17 protein-coding genes are annotated in these 17,215 nt (G+C 72.3%); 12 read left to right on the top strand and 5 right to left on the bottom strand.

Going from position 1 to position 17,215, the window contains the following annotated elements; genetic code table 11:
- Window positions 1–265: 265 nt before the first annotated feature.
- Complete coding sequence (locus ACZ6Z8_RS10745; RefSeq protein WP_030287184.1) at window positions 266–469, bottom strand: cold-shock protein; 204 nt, start codon at window positions 467–469, stop codon at window positions 266–268.
- A 419-nt stretch (window positions 470–888) separates the two neighbouring features.
- Between ACZ6Z8_RS10745 and ACZ6Z8_RS10740 the strand changes: the two genes are divergently transcribed.
- From ACZ6Z8_RS10740 to ACZ6Z8_RS10710, 7 genes are all read left to right on the top strand, one after another.
- On the top strand, window positions 889–1,803 hold the full coding sequence (locus tag ACZ6Z8_RS10740) for a menaquinone biosynthetic enzyme MqnA/MqnD family protein (protein ID WP_465608226.1): 915 nt from the start codon (window positions 889–891) through the stop codon (window positions 1,801–1,803).
- A 204-nt stretch (window positions 1,804–2,007) separates the two neighbouring features.
- Window positions 2,008–3,738 (top strand): serine/threonine-protein kinase, encoded by a 1,731-nt coding sequence (locus tag ACZ6Z8_RS10735; RefSeq protein WP_465608224.1) that lies wholly within the window; start codon window positions 2,008–2,010, stop codon window positions 3,736–3,738.
- 180 nt (window positions 3,739–3,918) lie between these two features.
- On the top strand, window positions 3,919–5,139 hold the full coding sequence (gene mqnC, locus ACZ6Z8_RS10730) for a cyclic dehypoxanthinyl futalosine synthase (protein ID WP_380411597.1): 1,221 nt from the start codon (window positions 3,919–3,921) through the stop codon (window positions 5,137–5,139).
- 60 nt (window positions 5,140–5,199) lie between these two features.
- A complete protein-coding gene (locus ACZ6Z8_RS10725) occupies window positions 5,200–5,955 on the top strand; it encodes an amidohydrolase family protein (RefSeq protein WP_465608222.1) in 756 nt (251 codons plus the stop codon).
- A 304-nt stretch (window positions 5,956–6,259) separates the two neighbouring features.
- Window positions 6,260–6,856: a hypothetical protein gene (locus tag ACZ6Z8_RS10720; RefSeq protein ID WP_465608220.1), complete on the top strand. Its 597-nt coding sequence runs from the start codon at window positions 6,260–6,262 to the stop codon at window positions 6,854–6,856.
- Between the two features lie 138 nt (window positions 6,857–6,994).
- Window positions 6,995–7,690 (top strand): demethylmenaquinone methyltransferase, encoded by a 696-nt coding sequence (locus ACZ6Z8_RS10715; RefSeq protein WP_465608218.1) that lies wholly within the window; start codon window positions 6,995–6,997, stop codon window positions 7,688–7,690.
- Window positions 7,691–7,914: 224 nt separating this feature from the next.
- Window positions 7,915–9,225 carry a geranylgeranyl reductase family protein gene (locus ACZ6Z8_RS10710; RefSeq protein ID WP_465608217.1) on the top strand — a complete coding sequence of 437 codons (1,311 nt, stop codon included), beginning with the start codon at window positions 7,915–7,917 and terminating at the stop codon, window positions 9,223–9,225.
- Window positions 9,226–9,257: 32 nt separating this feature from the next.
- On the opposite strand, the gene ACZ6Z8_RS10705 is transcribed toward ACZ6Z8_RS10710, so the two are convergent.
- The 3 genes from ACZ6Z8_RS10705 to ACZ6Z8_RS10695 all read right to left on the bottom strand — a co-directional run bounded on the left by ACZ6Z8_RS10705 (window position 9,258) and on the right by ACZ6Z8_RS10695 (window position 11,343).
- A complete protein-coding gene (locus tag ACZ6Z8_RS10705) occupies window positions 9,258–9,701 on the bottom strand; it encodes a MazG-like family protein (RefSeq protein WP_465608215.1) in 444 nt (147 codons plus the stop codon).
- A gap of 106 nt (window positions 9,702–9,807) precedes the next feature.
- Entirely contained in the window at window positions 9,808–10,518 is a 711-nt protein-coding gene (locus tag ACZ6Z8_RS10700) for a peptidylprolyl isomerase (protein WP_465608214.1), read from the bottom strand.
- A 234-nt stretch (window positions 10,519–10,752) separates the two neighbouring features.
- Window positions 10,753–11,343: a TetR/AcrR family transcriptional regulator gene (locus tag ACZ6Z8_RS10695; protein ID WP_465608212.1), complete on the bottom strand. Its 591-nt coding sequence runs from the start codon at window positions 11,341–11,343 to the stop codon at window positions 10,753–10,755.
- A gap of 178 nt (window positions 11,344–11,521) precedes the next feature.
- Between ACZ6Z8_RS10695 and ACZ6Z8_RS10690 the strand changes: the two genes are divergently transcribed.
- Together ACZ6Z8_RS10690 and ACZ6Z8_RS10685 are read left to right on the top strand one after the other, a co-directional pair.
- Window positions 11,522–12,187: a CatB-related O-acetyltransferase gene (locus ACZ6Z8_RS10690; protein WP_465608210.1), complete on the top strand. Its 666-nt coding sequence runs from the start codon at window positions 11,522–11,524 to the stop codon at window positions 12,185–12,187.
- 176 nt (window positions 12,188–12,363) lie between these two features.
- Complete coding sequence (locus ACZ6Z8_RS10685; protein ID WP_465608209.1) at window positions 12,364–13,341, top strand: DMT family transporter; 978 nt, start codon at window positions 12,364–12,366, stop codon at window positions 13,339–13,341.
- A gap of 13 nt (window positions 13,342–13,354) precedes the next feature.
- Here the strand turns inward: ACZ6Z8_RS10685 and ACZ6Z8_RS10680 are convergent, their stop codons facing one another.
- Window positions 13,355–13,942 (bottom strand): hypothetical protein, encoded by a 588-nt coding sequence (locus ACZ6Z8_RS10680; protein WP_465608207.1) that lies wholly within the window; start codon window positions 13,940–13,942, stop codon window positions 13,355–13,357.
- 198 nt (window positions 13,943–14,140) lie between these two features.
- Here ACZ6Z8_RS10680 and ACZ6Z8_RS10675 point away from each other — a divergent pair, with 198 nt between their 5' ends.
- The 3 genes from ACZ6Z8_RS10675 to ACZ6Z8_RS10665 all read left to right on the top strand — a co-directional run bounded on the left by ACZ6Z8_RS10675 (window position 14,141) and on the right by ACZ6Z8_RS10665 (window position 17,155).
- Window positions 14,141–15,253 (top strand): sensor histidine kinase, encoded by a 1,113-nt coding sequence (locus tag ACZ6Z8_RS10675; RefSeq protein ID WP_465608205.1) that lies wholly within the window; start codon window positions 14,141–14,143, stop codon window positions 15,251–15,253.
- Window positions 15,250–16,059 carry a response regulator gene (locus tag ACZ6Z8_RS10670; protein ID WP_465608203.1) on the top strand — a complete coding sequence of 270 codons (810 nt, stop codon included), beginning with the start codon at window positions 15,250–15,252 and terminating at the stop codon, window positions 16,057–16,059. The genes ACZ6Z8_RS10675 and ACZ6Z8_RS10670 overlap by 4 nt, the downstream gene beginning before the upstream one ends.
- A 736-nt stretch (window positions 16,060–16,795) precedes the next feature.
- Entirely contained in the window at window positions 16,796–17,155 is a 360-nt protein-coding gene (locus ACZ6Z8_RS10665; RefSeq protein WP_030060100.1) for an NADH-quinone oxidoreductase subunit A, read from the top strand.
- Window positions 17,156–17,215 lie beyond the last annotated feature (60 nt).

The raw sequence follows: 17,215 nt of genomic DNA, 5'->3' as shown, positions 1-17,215 counted from the left end.
TGTTCTCCCGGCCCGGGTCCTCCGGTCCGGTTCACCGCTGGGTGTGCGAAGGGCCCTCCCCTGATGGGGAGGGCCCTTCGGCGTTCCTCGTCGCCCTTCCGGGTCTCCCGCCTCCGGGGAGGAGGCGGGAGACCACCGAAAAGGCAGGGGGCCCGCCGCGGTGGGCAGGCCCCCTTGGGTGCTGCTCTTGTGCTCATGGTGACGGCTGTCGGGAGCCGTCGGCGGACCCGAAGGGGTCCCGAGCGATCAGAACATCAGAGGATGGTCAGACAGCGGTGACGTTCTCCGCCTGCGGGCCCTTCGGACCCTGGGTGACGTCGAAGGTGACCGCCTGGTTCTCCTCCAGCGAACGGAAGCCGTTCGCGTTGATGGCGGAGTAGTGGACGAAGACGTCGGGGCCGCCGCCCTCCTGGGCGATGAAGCCGAAGCCCTTCTCAGCGTTGAACCACTTGACGGTTCCCTGAGCCATGCCGTTCTCCTTGCGATGCGTGTCGGGGGCCACACCGTGTGGTCCCCGGTCCGCTGCGCTGATCGCCCTGCCTCCGGACGAGTCCGAAGTTTTTCGATATTGCTGAAAAACTACAAAAAGCCTGCGGTTACATGCTCCGCAGGCTTCAAGTACTGCAAGGGGAATCAAACTGCAACTGAGGGCAACGCTAGCATGCGGCCGCTGTGACGACCAGGGGTCACTTGCCCTCCGGACAGGGCGTGTCGTACGCCCCCGGAACGGCCCGGGAGAGCGCTGGGATCGGGCGCTGGAAGGCGCGTTGGGAGCGCGCACGGCTCTGACGAGGGCCGTTCCCGCGCGTGTCGGGTGGCCGGTGCGAGCCGCCGTGAACAGCGGGCATACGCTGCGGGGAAGCGCACGAACAGCAAGGGAGCGGCGCAGTGGCAGCACCGGACGCGCAAAAGCGGGAGCCCGACGAGCCCGAAGGGAACACCCCGGTCAGGCCGCGGGTCGGCCATATTCAGTTCCTGAACTGCGTCCCCCTCTACTGGGGTCTCGCCAGGACCGGCAACCTGCTCGACCTGGACCTCACCAAGGACACCCCCGAGAAGCTGAGCGACCAGCTCGTCGGCGGCTCCCTCGACATCGGGCCGATCACCTGCGTGGAGTACCTGCGCAACGCCGACGACCTGCTGGTCCTGCCCGAGATCGCGGTCGGCAGCGACGGCCCGGTGATGTCCTGCCTGATCGTGAGCAAGGTGCCGCTCGCCGACCTCGGCGGCCGCCGGGTCGCCCTCGGCTCCACCAGCCGCACCTCCGTCCGGCTCGCCCGGCTCCTCCTGGAGGAGCGCGAAGGCGTGCGCCCGGACTACTTCAGCTGCCCCCCGGACCTCAGCGCGATGCTCGCCGAGGCCGACGCCGCCGTCCTGATCGGCGACCCGGCCCTGCGCGCCTACCTCGGGCAGGCCGCCGACCTCGGGCTGACCGTCCACGACCTCGGCGAGATGTGGAAGGAGTGGACCGGGCTGCCGTTCGTCTTCGCCGTCTGGGCCGTGCGCCGCGAGTTCGCCGAGCGCCGCCCCGAGCTGACCGCGGCCGTCCACCGGGCCTTCCTGGAGTCCCGCGACCTGTCGCTGGTGGAGGCCGCCAAGGTCGCCGAGCAGGCCGCCCGCTGGGAGGCCTTCGGGGCGGACGTGCTGGAGCGGTACTTCAGCGAGGCGCTCGACTTCTCGCTCGGTGAGCGGCAGCTGGCCGGGGTCGCCGAGTTCGCCCGGCGGGTCGCGCACGACAGCGGCTTCGCGCCGGACGTGGCGGTGCGGCTGCTGGAGCCGGCGGCGTTGCCGGTCAGGCGGTAGTCGGGCGGTAGTCGGGGGCTGGTCGGGCGGGCGGTCGCGGGCGGTCGGTGGTCGTTACGGCCGGACGGCGGTTCGCCCGGCCCGGTACGGTCTGCTCCCGAGGCGCGTCCGGCAGTGTTGCGCGGGGTGCGGTTCGGGAGCGGCGTACGCGGCCGGGCACCCGCCCGGGGCCGCGCGTGCGCGTGCGAGGGGAGCGTGCGGGGCATGCGGGCACTGGGGTCGGACGATCCGCGCCGGGTGGGCGCCTACCGGCTGCTGCGGCGGCTCGGCTCGGGCGGGATGGGCCGGGTCTACCTCGGCCGGACGGCCGGCGGCCGCACCGTCGCGGTCAAGGTGGTGCGGACCGAACTCGCGGACGACCCCGAGTTCCGCGCCCGGTTCCGCCAGGAGGTGGCAGCCGCCCGCCGGGTCGGGAGCACCTGGACCGCGCCCGTCCTGGACGCCGACACCGAGGGCGAGCAGCCCTGGGTCGCCACCGGCTACGTCGCGGGCCCCGCGCTCGCGGACGCCGTCCAGGAGCACGGGCCGCTGCCCGAGGCGTCCGTCCGCGCCCTCGGCGTCGGACTCGCCGGGGCCCTCGCCCACGTGCACGGCCTCGGCCTGGTGCACCGCGACGTCAAGCCCTCCAACGTGCTGCTCACCCTGGACGGGCCGCGGCTGATCGACTTCGGGATCGCCCGGGCCCTGGACGCGACCAGCGGGTTCACTCGTTCGGGTTATGTCGTGGGCTCGCCCGGCTTCATGTCACCCGAGCAGGCGAACGGGCAGACCGTGGGACCGGCCGGCGACGTCTTCTCGCTCGGCGCCGTCCTGGCCTTCGCCGCCAGCGGCGTCCACCCCTTCGGCGAAGGCGTCAGCGCGGCCGTCCTGCTCTACCGGGTGCTGCACGAGGAACCGGACGTGACCGGGCTGCCCGAGGGGCTGCGGCCGGTCGTCCTCGACTGCCTGGCCAAGGACCCGGCCGCCCGGCCCACCCCGCAGCGGCTGGCCGCGCGGCTGGACCCGGACGGCGCGGCCGCCGCCCGGCTGCCGCGGGGCGACTGGCTGCCGGCGGCGCTGGCGGCGGGGGTGGGGCGCAGCGCGGTGGAGCTGCTGGACCTGGAGGGGGCGGAAGCGGGTCCGGTCGGGGGCGAGGCTGCGGCCGGGGGCGGGACCGGGGGCGGGGGCGGGGCCGAGGGCGGGGCCGGGGTGATGCGGACCCCGACCCTGGTGCCGGGGGGCCGTCCGGTGCCAGGGGCGGAGCCGGAGCCGGTGCGCAGGGGGCAGGCGGATCCGTGGACGCGGCGGGCCGGGCTGGCGGGGGCGGCGGTGCTGGTGGCCGCGGTGCTCGGGGGCGGCGGGTACGGGCTGTACGCGATGACCCATCGGCCGGATCCGGGGGTGTCGGGGCCGTCGGCCTCGGCTTCCGTGTCGGCCGCCGCCACGGTGTCGGCCGTTGCCGCGGGGTCGCCCGTCGCTACGGCGTCGACGTCCGGAGCGGGCGCCACGGGCGGGCCGTCCGCGACTGGTGCGACTGGTGCGACTGGTGCGACGGGTGCGACGGGTGCGACGGGCGGGCCGAGCGCGGTGCCGGCGGCGTTCCTGGGCACCTGGAGCGGCGACATGGTGACCGACAAGGGACTGCCCGGCGGCACCACCACGCTCACCGTCCGCCAGGCGGCGATCGGTCAGGAGGCCACCACCAGCCGCAACGCCCTCTCGGGGCTGATCTCGATCAGCTGCGAGGGCGCCTGGACGCTGCGGTCGGTCTCCGACACCGTGCTGGTGTTCCAGTCCCGGCTGGTGAAGTCGTCGATCCCCGGCGCCTGCACCGGTGGCTCCAACACCGAGACGCTCACCCTCCAGCCCGACGGGACGATCCGCTTCACCTCCGCCGACCCGGCGGCGGGGAACCCGGCCGGGACGATGCGCAGGGTGGACGGGTCGAAGGGGTGAGGGGTCTCCGGGGCTGAGGGGTTGAGGGGAGTGAGGGGTTGACGGGTTGAGGAGGTGAAGCGGGGGCGCGCCCCGGCGGGCCGCGGCGCAGTCCAGCGGGCTGACGCGGGCGCCCGAAAGGCCTGGCGTAGGCTGGTTCGGCCGTACCCCAGTAGCACTTGAGAGAGAGAAGGCCGCCAGGTGACCGAGCTCGCAGCGACCACCCTCGATGCGTCCAGCACCGACCTGCAGGCCGTGCTCGACCGGGCCGCCGCCGGCGGCCGGATCACCCCGGAGGAGGCGCTCGACCTCTACCGGTCCGCGCCGCTGCACGCGCTCGGCTCCGCCGCCGACGCGGTGCGCCGCCGCCGCTACGCGGGTACCGAGCACATCGCGACGTACATCATCGAGCGCAACATCAACTACACCAACGTGTGCGTGACGGCGTGCAAGTTCTGCGCCTTCTACGTGCCGCCGAAGAGCGACAAGGGCTGGTCCCGCGAGCTCGACGAGATCCTGCGCCGCTGCGCGGAGACGGTCGAGCTGGGCGGCACCCAGATCATGTTCCAGGGCGGCCACCACCCGGACTACGGCGTGGAGTACTACGAGCGCGCGTTCTCGGCGATCAAGGCCGAGTTCCCGCAGCTGGTGATCCACTCGCTGGGCGCCTCCGAGGTCGAGCACATGTCCCGGATCTCGGGCGTCTCCATCGAGGAGGCCATCACCCGGATCCACAAGGCGGGCCTCGACTCCTTCGCCGGCGCCGGCGCCGAACTGCTCCCGGAGCGGCCGCGCAAGGCGATCGCCCCGCTCAAGGAGTCCGGTGAGCGCTGGCTGGAGATCATGGAGGCCGCGCACGGCCTCGGCGTGGAGTCCACCTCCACCATGCTGATGGGCACCGGCGAGACCAACGCCGAGCGGATCGAGCACCTGCGGATGATCCGCGACGTGCAGGACCGCACCGGCGGCTTCCGAGCCTTCATCCCGTACACCTACCAGCCGCAGAACAACCACCTGAAGGGCTCGACCCAGGCCACCGTCTTCGAGTACCTGCGGATGATCGCGATCGCCCGCCTGTTCCTCGACAACGTCGCCCACATCCAGGGCTCCTGGCTCACCACCGGCAAGGAGGCGGGCCAGCTGTCGCTGCACTACGGCGCGGACGACCTCGGCTCCGTGATGCTGGAGGAGAACGTCGTCTCGGCCGCCGGTGCCAAGCACCGCTCCAACCTGACCGAGCTGATCCACCTGATCCGCGCCGCCGACCGCGTCCCGGCGCAGCGCTCGACCACGTACGAGCACCTGCGGGTGCTGGACGACCCGGCGAACGACCCGGTCGACCCGCGGGTCGCCTCGCACATCGCCTCCACGGCGATCGAGGGCGGCACGGCGCACCCGGAGCTGAAGATCCTGGACAACTGAGTCCTGCGCTTTCTTCGTCGTCCTGCGCGTTCTTAGCGTCCCGCGCGTCCATCGAGCCCGTTGGAGTTTTTTGCCGGGCTCGTCGAGTCCTCGGAGTCCGAACCGGTGCTGACCCTCCACCGGGCGGCCCTCGTGCTGCCCGACCCGGCCGATCCCACCGCCCCGTCCTTCGCCGACGGGGCGGTGGTGGTGCGCGGTGAACTGGTCGAGGCCGTCGGGCCATACGGGGAGCTGGCGGCGGCGCACCCGTCGGCGCGGGTGCGGGACTGGGGCGCGGCGGCCGTGCTCACACCCGGGCTGCGCAACCCCTGGGGGCAGCGGCTGCTGGAGCGGGACTACCACCCGGACCCGCGCGAGGAGATCGGCGTCGAGCCGGTGGCGGACGGGCTGGTGGGCTGCACCGACGAGACCCGGTACGGGGCGAGCGCGCGACGCGGGTTGCAGCGGATGCTCGGGTACGGGGTGACGGCGGTGGCCGGGCCGTTCGAGCGGGCCGCGGTGCGGACGGCGGTGGCGCGTTCGGGGCTGGGGGCGCTGCCCGGGGCCGGGACCTCCGGTGCCGGTGCTTCCGGTGCCGGTGCGGGGTCGCTGGACCCGTTGGCGGTGCTGCCGTTGGCGCTGGCCGTGCACGGGCGGGTGGTGGCCGGCGGGCGGGCAGACTTCGCGGTGTTCCCGGTGCCGTCGGTGCCGTCGGTGCCGTCGGGGCTGCCGGCGCTTCCGGTGCTGCCCGGGGAGAGCGCGGGTGGGGTGCGGCCGGTGCCCGGTGGGTGCCTGGCGACGGTGCTGGGCGGGCGGTTGGTGTACCGGCGGCGGTGACCGCTCGGCGGGGGCCGGGGGCCGGGGGCCGGTGCCCGGTGGGCGGTTGCCAGTGGCCGGGACCGGCTGGGGTGTGACGCACTCGTCAGTATTCGGATTGCCTTGGCGCACACGGAACTTGCTTCGTGTGCACCCGAACTGCCGTGCCCTCCCAGGGGGGTGATTGCCACTTCGTCGTGACCTGAGGGCCCGCCAGCGGATACGATCCCGGACAGCTCACTCCGTACCCTCACCACACCACCGCCCGTGCCCGCGGGCGGCGGGGCCGTGTCCCAGGCCCCGGAGGCAAGCCAGGACAGGAACCATGCGAACCGCGACCGTCCCCCCGCCGCGATCCCCGCGGATGGGCCGTGGTTGGTACCTCGCCGCCGTGCTCAGCGCCGTGCTGGCCGTCGGGATGTGCCTGCTCGGTTGGCGCCAGGCCGACCAGGCCGACCGGATCGCGGCCCATCCGGTGAGAGTCGAGGGCGTCGTCACCCGGCTGCCGACCGGCGGCGGCACGTACAGCGCCGTCAGCTACACAGTGAGCGGCCAGCCGCACACCGCGGCCGCGCTGCCGCTCGCCGACGGCGCCAAGGTCGGCGACCCGGTCTGCCTGGAGCACGCGGCCGACGACCCGGGAGCCGTGCGGATCTGCGGCGACACCTACCCCCAGCCGGTCGGCGTGGGGCTGGCCCGGTTCAGCGTGCCGGTCGCCGTCGTGCTGTTCCTGATCTGCGTGCTGCGCATCCGGCGCCACCGGCGGGCCTTGGCGGTCCGCACCGGCCAGGGCCGGCTGGCCGCCAATCTCGCGCTGGCGACCGGGACGCTGGCCGAGGGGATGCCCGCGATAACCCAGGGCAAGCGCTCCCGGCGCCGGCGGCGCGCGGGCGGGCGGCGGGGGGCGCACCAGGGCGGGTGACCGGTGGGGCGGCCGGTGGTCGGGTTCCTGTCGGTCGGGCGGTAGCCCGGTGGTCGGGTTCGTGCCGATCGGGCCCGTGATGCCTCCCGGTGTGCCCCGTTGGTCGGGACGCCCGTCACAGGGTGAAGAATGGGGGGCGTGACCCGAGCCTCCCTGGACAAGCAGCCGCACGAAGTCGCCGCCATGTTCGACGACGTCGCGGCCAAGTACGACCTCACCAACGACGTGCTCTCCCTCGGCCAGGCCCGCGCCTGGCGCCGGGCGGTGGCCGAGGCGGTCGACGCCGGACCGGGGGACCTCGTGCTCGACCTCGGGGCCGGCACCGGCACCTCCTCGCTGCCCTTCGCCGAGGCCGGGGCCAAGGTCGTCCCGTGCGACTTCTCGGTCGGCATGCTGACCGAGGGCAAGCACCGCCACCCCGAGCTGCCGCTCACCGCCGGTGACGCCACCCGGCTGCCGTTCGCGGACGACACCTTCGACGCGGTGACGATCTCCTTCGCGCTGCGCAACGTCCAGGAGACGGAGGCGGCGCTGCGCGAGATGCACCGGGTCACCAAGCCCGGCGGCAAGCTCGTGATCTGCGAGTTCTCCACGCCGACCTGGACGCCGTTCCGGACCGTCTACACCGAGTACCTGATGCGCGCGCTGCCGCCGGTCGCCACCGCCGTCAGCAGCAACCCGGACGCGTACGTCTACCTCGCCGAGTCCATCCGGGCCTGGCCGGACCAGCCGACGCTGGCCGCCCGGATGCAGGAGAGCGGCTGGTCGAAGGTCGCCTGGCGGAACCTGACCGGCGGGATCGTCGCGCTCCACCGCGCGTACAAGTCCGCGTAGCGGGGGCGGGCGTGGGGTGAGGGCGGGTAGCGGGCCGTGCTGCCCATCCCGTCCCGCGCCGCCCGGCCCCGTCCCGCGTCGCCCGTCCCGTTCCGCGCTGTCCGGCCCCGTCCGTCCGGCCCCGTCCCGCGTCGGGGCGCGGGCGACTCCGGTGGCGTGAGCGGAACTAGACTGCCGGAGACAAAAGCCGCCATCCCCCGCCGCAGCTCCAGGAGTGTGTCCACGTGTCCGAGACCGCAGCCGATCTGACGAAGCCGGACAGCACGGTCGAGAGCACCGCCGACGTCATCGTGGTGGGCGCGGGCCCGGCCGGCTCCACGACCGCGTACTACCTCGCCCAGGCGGGGCTGGACGTGCTGCTGCTGGAGAAGACCGCATTCCCGCGCGAGAAGGTCTGCGGCGACGGCCTGACCCCGCGCGCCACCAAGCAGCTGGTGGACATGGGCATCGACGTCTCCACCGAGAACGGCTGGCTGCACAACAAGGGCCTGCGCATCATCGGCGGCGGCGTCCGACTGGAGCTGGACTGGCCCGAGCTGGCCTCCTTCCCGGACTACGGCCTGGTCCGCAAGCGCGCCGACTTCGACGAACTGCTGGCCCGTCAGGCCGAGAAGGCCGGCGCCCGGCTCTACGAGCGCTGCAACGTCAGCGGGCCGGTCCTGGACGACCGCACCGGCCGGATCGTCGGCGTCACCGCCAAGCTCGGCGAGGAGAAGCGGCCGGTCACCTTCCGGGCCCCGCTGGTGGTCGCCGCCGACGGCAACTCCACCCGGCTCTCGCTCGCCATGGGCCTCCACCGCCGCGAGGACCGCCCGATGGGCGTCGCCTACCGCACCTACTTCAACTCGCCGCGCCACGACGACGACTACCTGGAGTCCTGGCTGGAGCTGTGGGACACCCGCGGCGGCCAGCGCAAGCTGCTGCCCGGCTACGGCTGGGTCTTCGGCATGGGCGACGGCACCTCCAACGTCGGCCTCGGCATCCTCAACTCCTCGCCCGCGTTCGGCGAACTCGACTGGCGCGAGGTGCTCAAGGCCTGGTGCGCCGGCATGCCGGAGGAGTGGGGCTACACCCCCGAGAACATGACCGAACCGATCCGCGGTGCCGCGCTGCCGATGGCCTTCAACCGGCAGCCGCACTACACCCGCGGCCTGCTGCTCGTCGGTGACGCGGGCGGCATGGTCAACCCGTTCAACGGCGAGGGCATCGCCTACGCGATGGAATCCGGCCAGATCGCCGCCGGCGTCATCGTGCAGGCCCACGCCCGCCTCACCGACGGCGGCCGCGAGCGCGCCCTGCAGGCCTACCCGCGCATCCTCAAGGACGTGTACGGCGGCTACTACACGCTCGGGCGCGCGTTCGTGAAGATGATCGGCAACCCCAAGGTGATGCAGCTCGCCGCCCAGCACGGCCTGCCCCGGCCGCTGCTGATGCGCTTCACCCTCAAGCTGCTCGCCAACCTCACCGACCCGAAGGGCGGCGACGCGATGGACCGCGTGATCAACGGGCTGGCGAAGGTCGCGCCCAACGCCTGATGGGTGTGGCCTGACGGCGGATGCCGGGCCGCTCAGGCCTTCGCCTCCGTCTCCGTTCCTGTCGTCTCCGCCTCCTCGTCCACCGTTTCCTCCGTCTTCTCGTCCGCCGTTTCCTCCGCCTTCTCGTCCGCCGTCTCCTCGGGCCCGTCGACCGGGCGCCGGGAGGCGGCGGAGCGCTGTTCGACGTAGGCGAGGCGCTCGGCGAACACCCGGGCAGCGTCAGGGGTGAGCGTCCGCAGGGCGACGAGGGCGCTGAAGACGACGTCGCAGAGCTCGTGCTGGACGTCCTCCCAGGTGTGGGTGACGCCCTTGCGCGGGTTCTGACCGGTGGCGCCGATCACCGCCGCTCCGACCTCGCCGACCTCCTCGGAGAGCTTGAGGAGCCGCAGCAGGCGCTCCTCCTGCGGCGACTGCGTGCTGTGCTCGTCCAGCCATGCGACCAGGTGGTCGACGCTCTCCCAGATCCGGCTGTCCATGCGGTGCTGCTCCCTGCGGTGTCGTTGGTGCTGCCACCGTACGGGAGCGGCAACGGGGGGTGGGGCCGGGCGGCTGCGCCCGGCCCTCCCGCCGGTCGGCCGCCGGTCAGTGCTTGCTGATCTTCACGTTGCGGATGTTCACGGGGACCTTGGGGTAGCCGTCGCCGGGGCCGTTCTGGTCGTCCTCGCCGGCGGCGGCGATCTTCTGCAGGACGTCCAGGCCGGCCGTGACCCGGCCGAAGGGGGTGTAGGAGGGGGAGAGTTTGGTGTCCTTCCAGACGATGAAGAACTGGCTGCCATTGGTGTTCGGACCGGCGTTGGCCATGGCCACGGTGCCCGCCGGGTAGGTGGCGCCGGTGAGGTTCTCGTCCGGGAAGGAGTAACCGGGGCCGCCGCTGCCCGTCCCGGTCGGGTCCCCGCACTGCAGGACGTAGATCCGCTGGGTGGTGAGGCGGTGGCAGTGAGTGCGGTCGAAGTAGTCGTGCTCGGCGAGGAAGCGGAACGAGAAGGTGGTGCAGGGCGCCTTGTCGGTCAGTGCTTCGAAGGTGATCGGTCCCTGGTTGGTCCGCAGGGTCGCATGGTACGGGCGGGCGGCCTTCTGGGCGTCGAAGACCGGGATGCCCTTGAAGTTGTCGGCCGGGACGGCGGGCGTGTAGGTGCAGGCCGCGCTCTGGGTGGGGGTGGCGCCGGGCGGCGCCGCGACGGCGGTGCCGGTGCTCGCCGCGAGCGGGAGGACGGTGGCGGCGGCGACCAGTGCCCAGTGCTTGCGCTTCACGTGACGGGCGTTCCGTGGGGTGGTGGACGGCATGCTTGTCATGGAGGCATCATCCACGGCCGGGTAGGTCTCCGGTAGGGGTCGGGGCGGTTGGGGCTCCTTTGGTCGTGTGGTGGTGATGGTTGGTCAGCTGTGTGCTGGTGGCTGGTGGCCGGTGGGCGGTTGGATCGGCCCTGCGGGCCTGCGGGCCTGCGGGCCTGCGGGCCTGCGGGCCTGCGGGCCTACGGGCCTTTGGGTCTATGAGCCTGTTGGGCTGCGGGCCCGCCGGACTCGCGGCTACGGGGCGGAGGAGTTCGGTGCGGAGTCGGGTTCCCGGTCGGTCGAGGCGGAGGTGAACAGCCCGGCGCGGGCGGCCAGGGCGGCGGCGTCGGCGGCCCGCTCGGCGGTGCGGGCTTCCAGTGGTTCGCCGGTGACGAACAGTCGGTAGTAGAGCGGGGCGGTGGCTGCCCTGATGACCTCGGCGCCGTCCGTCCCGGTCGGCAACTCGCCCCGGGCGACGGCCCGTTCGGCGACCGTGGCGGCCTGGCGGTGGCGGGCCGCGAAGAACTCGCGAAGGGCTGCCGCGCCTGTGTCGGAGCGCTGGGCGGCGGAGATCAGTGCGGTGGGCGTGGGGCTCTGCTCGGGGTCGGTGAAGACGGTGAACACCTCCGCGGTGATCCGGCGGAGGTCCTCCTGGAGGTCTCCGGTGTCGGGCAGGGGCCAGGGCTGGTCGGCCGAGGCGGTCAGCGCGTCAGCGACCAGGCCGTCGACCCCGCCCCAGCGTCGGTAGATGGTCGCCTTGTGGACGCCGGACCGGGCCGCGACCGCCTCGGCGGTGAGTCCGTCGTAGCCCTTCTCCGTTACCTCGGCGAGTGTGGCGGCTACCACGTCCGCACGGACGCGGGCGCTGCGGCCGCCCGGGCGCGGAGACGGCGTGCGGGGTTGCTGGTCAGCGCGGGCAGGCTCGTTCAAAGTCGACTCCAGTCGCATTAACACTTGCTGCAGGGTGGCGGTCGTGCCATGCTCATCGTAATGCGACTTGAGTCGCATTATGAGAGGAGTCTGTGTGACCGCCACCGCCATCCCCGACCCGACCGCTCTCCACCCGCTCGCCGGCCATGACCGAGTGGTCCTGCTGCGTCCGCTCGTCACCGACCCGAGGATCGAGGTCGGTGAGTACACCTACTTCGACGACCCCGACGGGGCCACCCGCTTCGAGGAGCGCAATGTCCTCTACGCGTACGGGCCCGAACGGCTGGTGATCGGCAAGTACTGCGCGATCGCCACCGGCACCCGCTTCCTGATGGCCGGGGCCGCTCACCCGACCATCGGTGTGTCCACCTTCCCCTTCACGATGTTCGGCGGCAGTTGGACGGAGCAGACCCTCGACATCGTCACCGGCCTTCCCAGCCGGGGCGACACCCTGGTCGGCAACGACGTCTGGTTCGGCTTTGGTGCCACCGTCCTGCCCGGCGTCCGGATCGGCGACGGAGCGATCATCGCGGCCGGTGCGATGGTCACCACCGACGTCGAGCCCTACACGATCGTCGGCGGCAACCCCGCCCGCCCGATCCGGCACCGCTTCGGCGATGCCGACATCGAACGCCTGCTCCGCGCCGCCTGGTGGGACTGGCCGGTCGAACTCGTCACCGAGCACGTCCGAGCCATCATGTCCGGCACCCCAGCCGACATCGAGGCCATCGCCGACGCGAACGGCCTCCTCGCCTCCTGACCCGTCGGCACCCGGCCGGGGCATTGATCACCGGCGGCCCGGTACGCGAGGATGGCGCCCCCTTGCCCCAGCCCTCACCCCGTCCGCCGCTGAGCCACACGCCCAGCTCCTGGGTCCGTCCGACGCCGTACGGTCCTCGCACCCGCCGGTTCCGTTCGCTCGGAGGGATCCTCCTCATGCCTGCCTCCATATCCTCGTCCTCGTCGGTTCTTCGTGATCTGCCGGTCCTGCTCGTGGCAGTGGTCTGGGGATCGAGCTTCCTCGCCGTCCAACAGGTGGCCGAGCCCGGAACGGTCGTGGCGATGCTCGTGCTGCGCTTCGGGCTGGTACTGCCGCTGCTCGGGCTGGCCGCATGGCAGGCCCTGCGGAAGCTGAGCGGCGCCGAGTGGCTCGGCGGCGCCGCACTGGGCCTCGTTCTCAGCGGCATCTTCCTGCTGGAGACCTACGGCGCTGTGCACACCTCGGCCACCAACGCCGGGCTGATCATCAGCCTCGCCATGGTGCTCACCCCGCTCGGCGAGAGCGCCCTCGGCCGGACCGCACCACCGCGAGCCTTCCTCGCGGCCGCCGGACTGGCCGTCCTCGGCGTTGCCCTGCTCACCGGCGACGGCGGACTGCGCCCTCCGACGCTCGGCGATCTCCTGGTACTCGGCGCCGCCCTCGTCCGCTCCGCGTACGTCCTCGCCATGGCCCGCACCAGGGCCGTTCGCGACACCGACATGCTCGCCGTCACCTGGATCCAACTCGCGGTTGCCACGACAGTGTTCGCCGTCGTCGCACTCGCCGTCGGACCCGCCCCCTGGACTGTCGCGCTCTCGTACCGAGCCGGCCAGTGGGCCTGGCTGCTGCACCTGTCCTTGTTCTGCACACTCTTCGCCTTCTTCGTTCAGATGTGGGCCGTCCGGGCCACTTCGCCGTCCCGGGTGAGCCTGCTGCTCGGTACCGAACCGCTGTGGGCCGCGATCTTCGGCATCACCGTCGCCGGGAACCGGATGGGCCCGCTCGCCCTGCTCGGCGGGGCCCTGGTGCTGGTCGCCACCGAGTGGGGCCGGCGCACCGCCCCCGCGCCGCGCTCGGCCACGGACGAGGAGGGAACAGGCGCGGCGGCGGACGCGAGCACCGGGGAGCAGACGCGGGAGCCGACCCCGGCGTGATCCGTCGTCGTGGTCACCGGCGCCGCCACAGCGTCCGACGGGCGTAGTCGACGGTGACCGCGCCGAGCAGCGGGCCCCAGGCCACCAGAGGCAGGTACGCGGCCGTCATCACCAGGCCCGCGAATCCGTGCGGCGCATCCGGCTCGGCCAGGTTGTGGGCCCAGCGGCCGAACAACCCCTCCAAGCCGAGGGCGGTGAGTATCGCCGAGCCCAGCAGGGCCGGCACGATCGCCGCGAGCGGCTGGACCCGGCGGCCGCCGATCAGCGGGAGCCACCCGGGTGCCACCAGCCCCCAGGGCCGGACCAGGCCGAGGGTCAGGAAAGCCAGTGCCTCCGCCAGGGCGCTCAGCACCACGCAGTAGACCGTGCCCCAACCCGGCTGGTGCGCCCCGTAGGCCGCGGCCGTCGCCCCGCTGAAGCCGACCGGGACACCGAAGCCGAAGACGACCCGCCACACCCCCGAGGGTACGGCGCTCAGGGCGGCGGCTTTGGCGGCCAGTTGGGCCCAGCGGGGTGCGGCCTCGACGGCAACGCCCACCGCCCCCGCGGCACCGGCTCGGTGGGTGGCAGTGGCGCGGGCGTTGATCACGAGCTTCGACATGGTGCACTCCTTACGGCCCGACCCCCTCGGCCGGTGCGATGACTCAAGACTGGCGGTCCAGCAGGGGCGCACGGCAGTGCCGATCGGGCTGTTCCCGCTGCTCAACGGGCCTGTGAAATATGCCGATCGGCACAGGTGGACGCGCCGTTGCCCGTCGTAATGTGACGGCAGTCGAAGAGTCCACGAGAGGCGGTGACGATGACTCAGCTCCTGTCCCTGGCCGTCCCGGCCCTGTTGCTGCCGGCCTGGCTGCTCCGCGGGCGTTACGGATCGGCGGCGGTGGCCACCGTGCTGGGCGCGGTGTCGGTGGCGGTCTCGGTCGTCGTCTGGTTCGCCGGCCACTGGACGGAGGCGGACCGCTGGACCGGGCTGGTCGGTCTGGCCGAACTGGCGGGCCTGCTGCTGGCGGTGGTCCTCAGCCTGCGCGCCGAGGACGGCCCGCGGTGTGCGGCGGCCGCGTGGACGGCGTGCGGAGCGGTAGCGCTCTGGCCGTCCCGGTTCGACGGGCCCGTCGACGCGCTCACGCTCTTCGGGTTCGGATCGATGCTGTCCCTGCCGACGGTGCTGATCGGGCTCTACCTGCGTGGTCTGGACGAGGGCCGGGCCCGCGCGGTCGCCGAGGCCAGGCGAGCTCAGCGGATCGAACTGGCCCATGACCTCCACGACTTCGTCGCGCACGATGTCAGCGGCATGGTCGCCCAGGCACAGGCGGGGGCGTACCTGGCCTCCGTCGACCCGGCGCGGACGGCCGAGATGTTCGAGCGGATAGAGCAGGCGGGGCAGCGGGCCCTGGCCTCGTTGGACCGAACCGTGCAGTTGCTTCGCAGCGAGGAGGTGGCTGGACGCAATCCACAGCCGGGCCTCGCGGAACTGGTTCAGGTGGCGGAGCAGTTCGCGGCCGCAGGCGGGGTCGAGGTCCAGCTGGAGCTGCCGGAGCAGCCGGTCCCGCGCGAGGTGGGCGGGACGGTCCACCGGATCGTCGTCGAGGCGCTGACCAACGTCCGACGGCACACCCGGGGCGTCTGCCGGATCGAGATCCGGGCCCGCCGCGCCGGTGAGTGGCTGGAGCTGACCGTGACTAACGACGGCCGGCCTCCGGGTCCGGTCACCCGCCCCCGTCGTGGCGGCGGCAGCGGGCTGCCAGGACTGGCAGCGCGTGTGGAGGCCCTTGGTGGCGCGTTCGAGGCAGGTCCGCACGGGCAGGAGGCCTGGCGCGTGGCGGCGAGGCTGCCGTTGGCCGGGCCGGTGGAGCCGGGGCGTCTGGAGACCCCGATGAGGACCAGTGCGGGTGCAGGGGAGAAGAGCGGATGAGCAACAGTACGAGGCCGATCCGGATCCTGGTCGCAGATGACCAGGCCGATGTCCGAAGCGCGTTCCGAATGATCCTGGACGTCCAACCGGACATGACGGTGGTGGCCGAGGCGGCGGACGGCGTTGCAGCGGTGGAGGAGGCGAAGAGGCTCCGGCCGGACGTGGTGCTCGCGGACATTCGGATGCCGAAGCTGGACGGCCTGGAGGTCACGAGGCAGTTGGCCGGCCAGTGCAAGGTGATCGTGGTGACCACCTTCGACCTGGACGAGTACGTTCACACGGCGTTGCGGCACGGTGCGGCGGGCTTCCTGCTGAAGCGCTCCGGGCCGGTACTGCTGATCGAGGCGGTCCGAGCGGCGATGGCCGGGGACGCGTTGATCAGTCCACAGATCACGGTCCGGCTGCTCCAGCACATGGCGCTGCCCGGATCCAGCCCGGCACCCGGGCCCGCGACAGCGGCAGGCGTGCCGGGTCCGTTGATAGCCGGCCCGGTGGAGGAACTGACCGAGAGGGAAAGGGAGATCGCTGAGCTGGTGGCCGACGGAGCGACCAACGCCGAGATCGGAGCCCGGCTCTTCATCTCACCGGGAACGGTGAAGAACCACCTCGCCAACATCCAGCGCAAGCTCGGCGCCCGCAACCGGGTGGGCGTCGCGGCCTGGGTGTGGGAACAGGCAGCCAGTAACGGTAACCGGCTGCCTGGCCCGCGGGGCGAGAGCGGATCACTGGAGGAGGCCCGCACAAGGGCGAGCCCCGAGAACGAGAGGAAGGCAAGGCGAGAGGTGGAGGCGGGCCGAGAGATTTGAGGGCCGCACCAGAAGCAGGGCCTGCCCGCAACGGGCGGCGGACCCGCAATAGCGGAGCCGGCGGAGCGGAGGCGGAGGCGGAGGAGGAGGGCGAGGACCAGGGCAGGCCCCCAGGGCCCCACCCGCACGTTGCCGGAGCTGCGAGCGCGCAGCAGCTCGGCGCTGAGACCGGCCGGCTCAGCGCACGTGACACCGGCAGCAGCTGGGCAACCCTGGCGCGGGCGGCGGGCGGCGGGCGGCGGGCGGCGGGCGGCGGGCGGCGGGCGGGTGGGGGAGGGGGAGGGGAGGGGGAACCCCAAGAGAACTTCGCGCGCTTGTGAACGAAGGGTCAAGCAAGCGTTCCTCCCCCCACCACCCCTCCGAGTGAGCCGCAATAACACGTCAACCTGACGCCCGGAAATTTGCCACCGCCGACGCATAGTTGATATAGGAACCCGTCCCTGACCAGCCGCTTCAAAGATAAATGCGACTGCTTGTGACCATTTGACTCCTTTGCGTTGACAACTCTGGGCATGTTCACATTCGCCACCATTCACATGGTGTCGTAGATCACAAAGATGGCGACGAACTGCGTGTCGCAGATCACAAGCCACCGGGCATAGGATGCGCTCGTTCCAGGCTTTGTGAACTGCCTCACATGAGGTGGATCTCGGGAACTGGAACGCGGGTTCACCTCAGCGTGACCCGCCGGTTCCGATCTGCAGTCAAGGACGACTGGACGGAGGGAGCGGGGGCTATGAATGCCTACGCGCCGATCCTCGTACTCGGTGCCATCGCGGCGGCGTTCGCGGTCGGTTCCGTCGTGATGGCCTCACTCACCGGCCCCAAGCGCTACAACCGGGCCAAGTTGGAGGCGTACGAGTGCGGCATCGAGCCGACCCCGCAGCCCGTGGGCGGCGGTCGGTTCCCGATCAAGTACTACCTGACGGCGATGCTCTTCATCGTCTTCGACATCGAGATCGTCTTCCTCTACCCCTGGGCGGTGACCTTCGACGCGCTGGGGATCTTCGGGTTGGTCGAGATGCTCCTGTTCATCGCCACCGTCTTCGTCGCCTACGCCTACGTCTGGCGCCGCGGCGGCCTGGAGTGGGACTGAGCCCTGGAGCGGGACTGAGCCGGGGGCGGCGCCGCCGCCCTTGTGAACGAGCGGACAAGC

This window comes from Kitasatospora sp. NPDC101108, assembly GCF_055584725.1.
The sequence above is the reverse complement of the archived record's forward strand: the minus strand, read 5'-3'. Positions and strand labels throughout refer to the sequence as shown.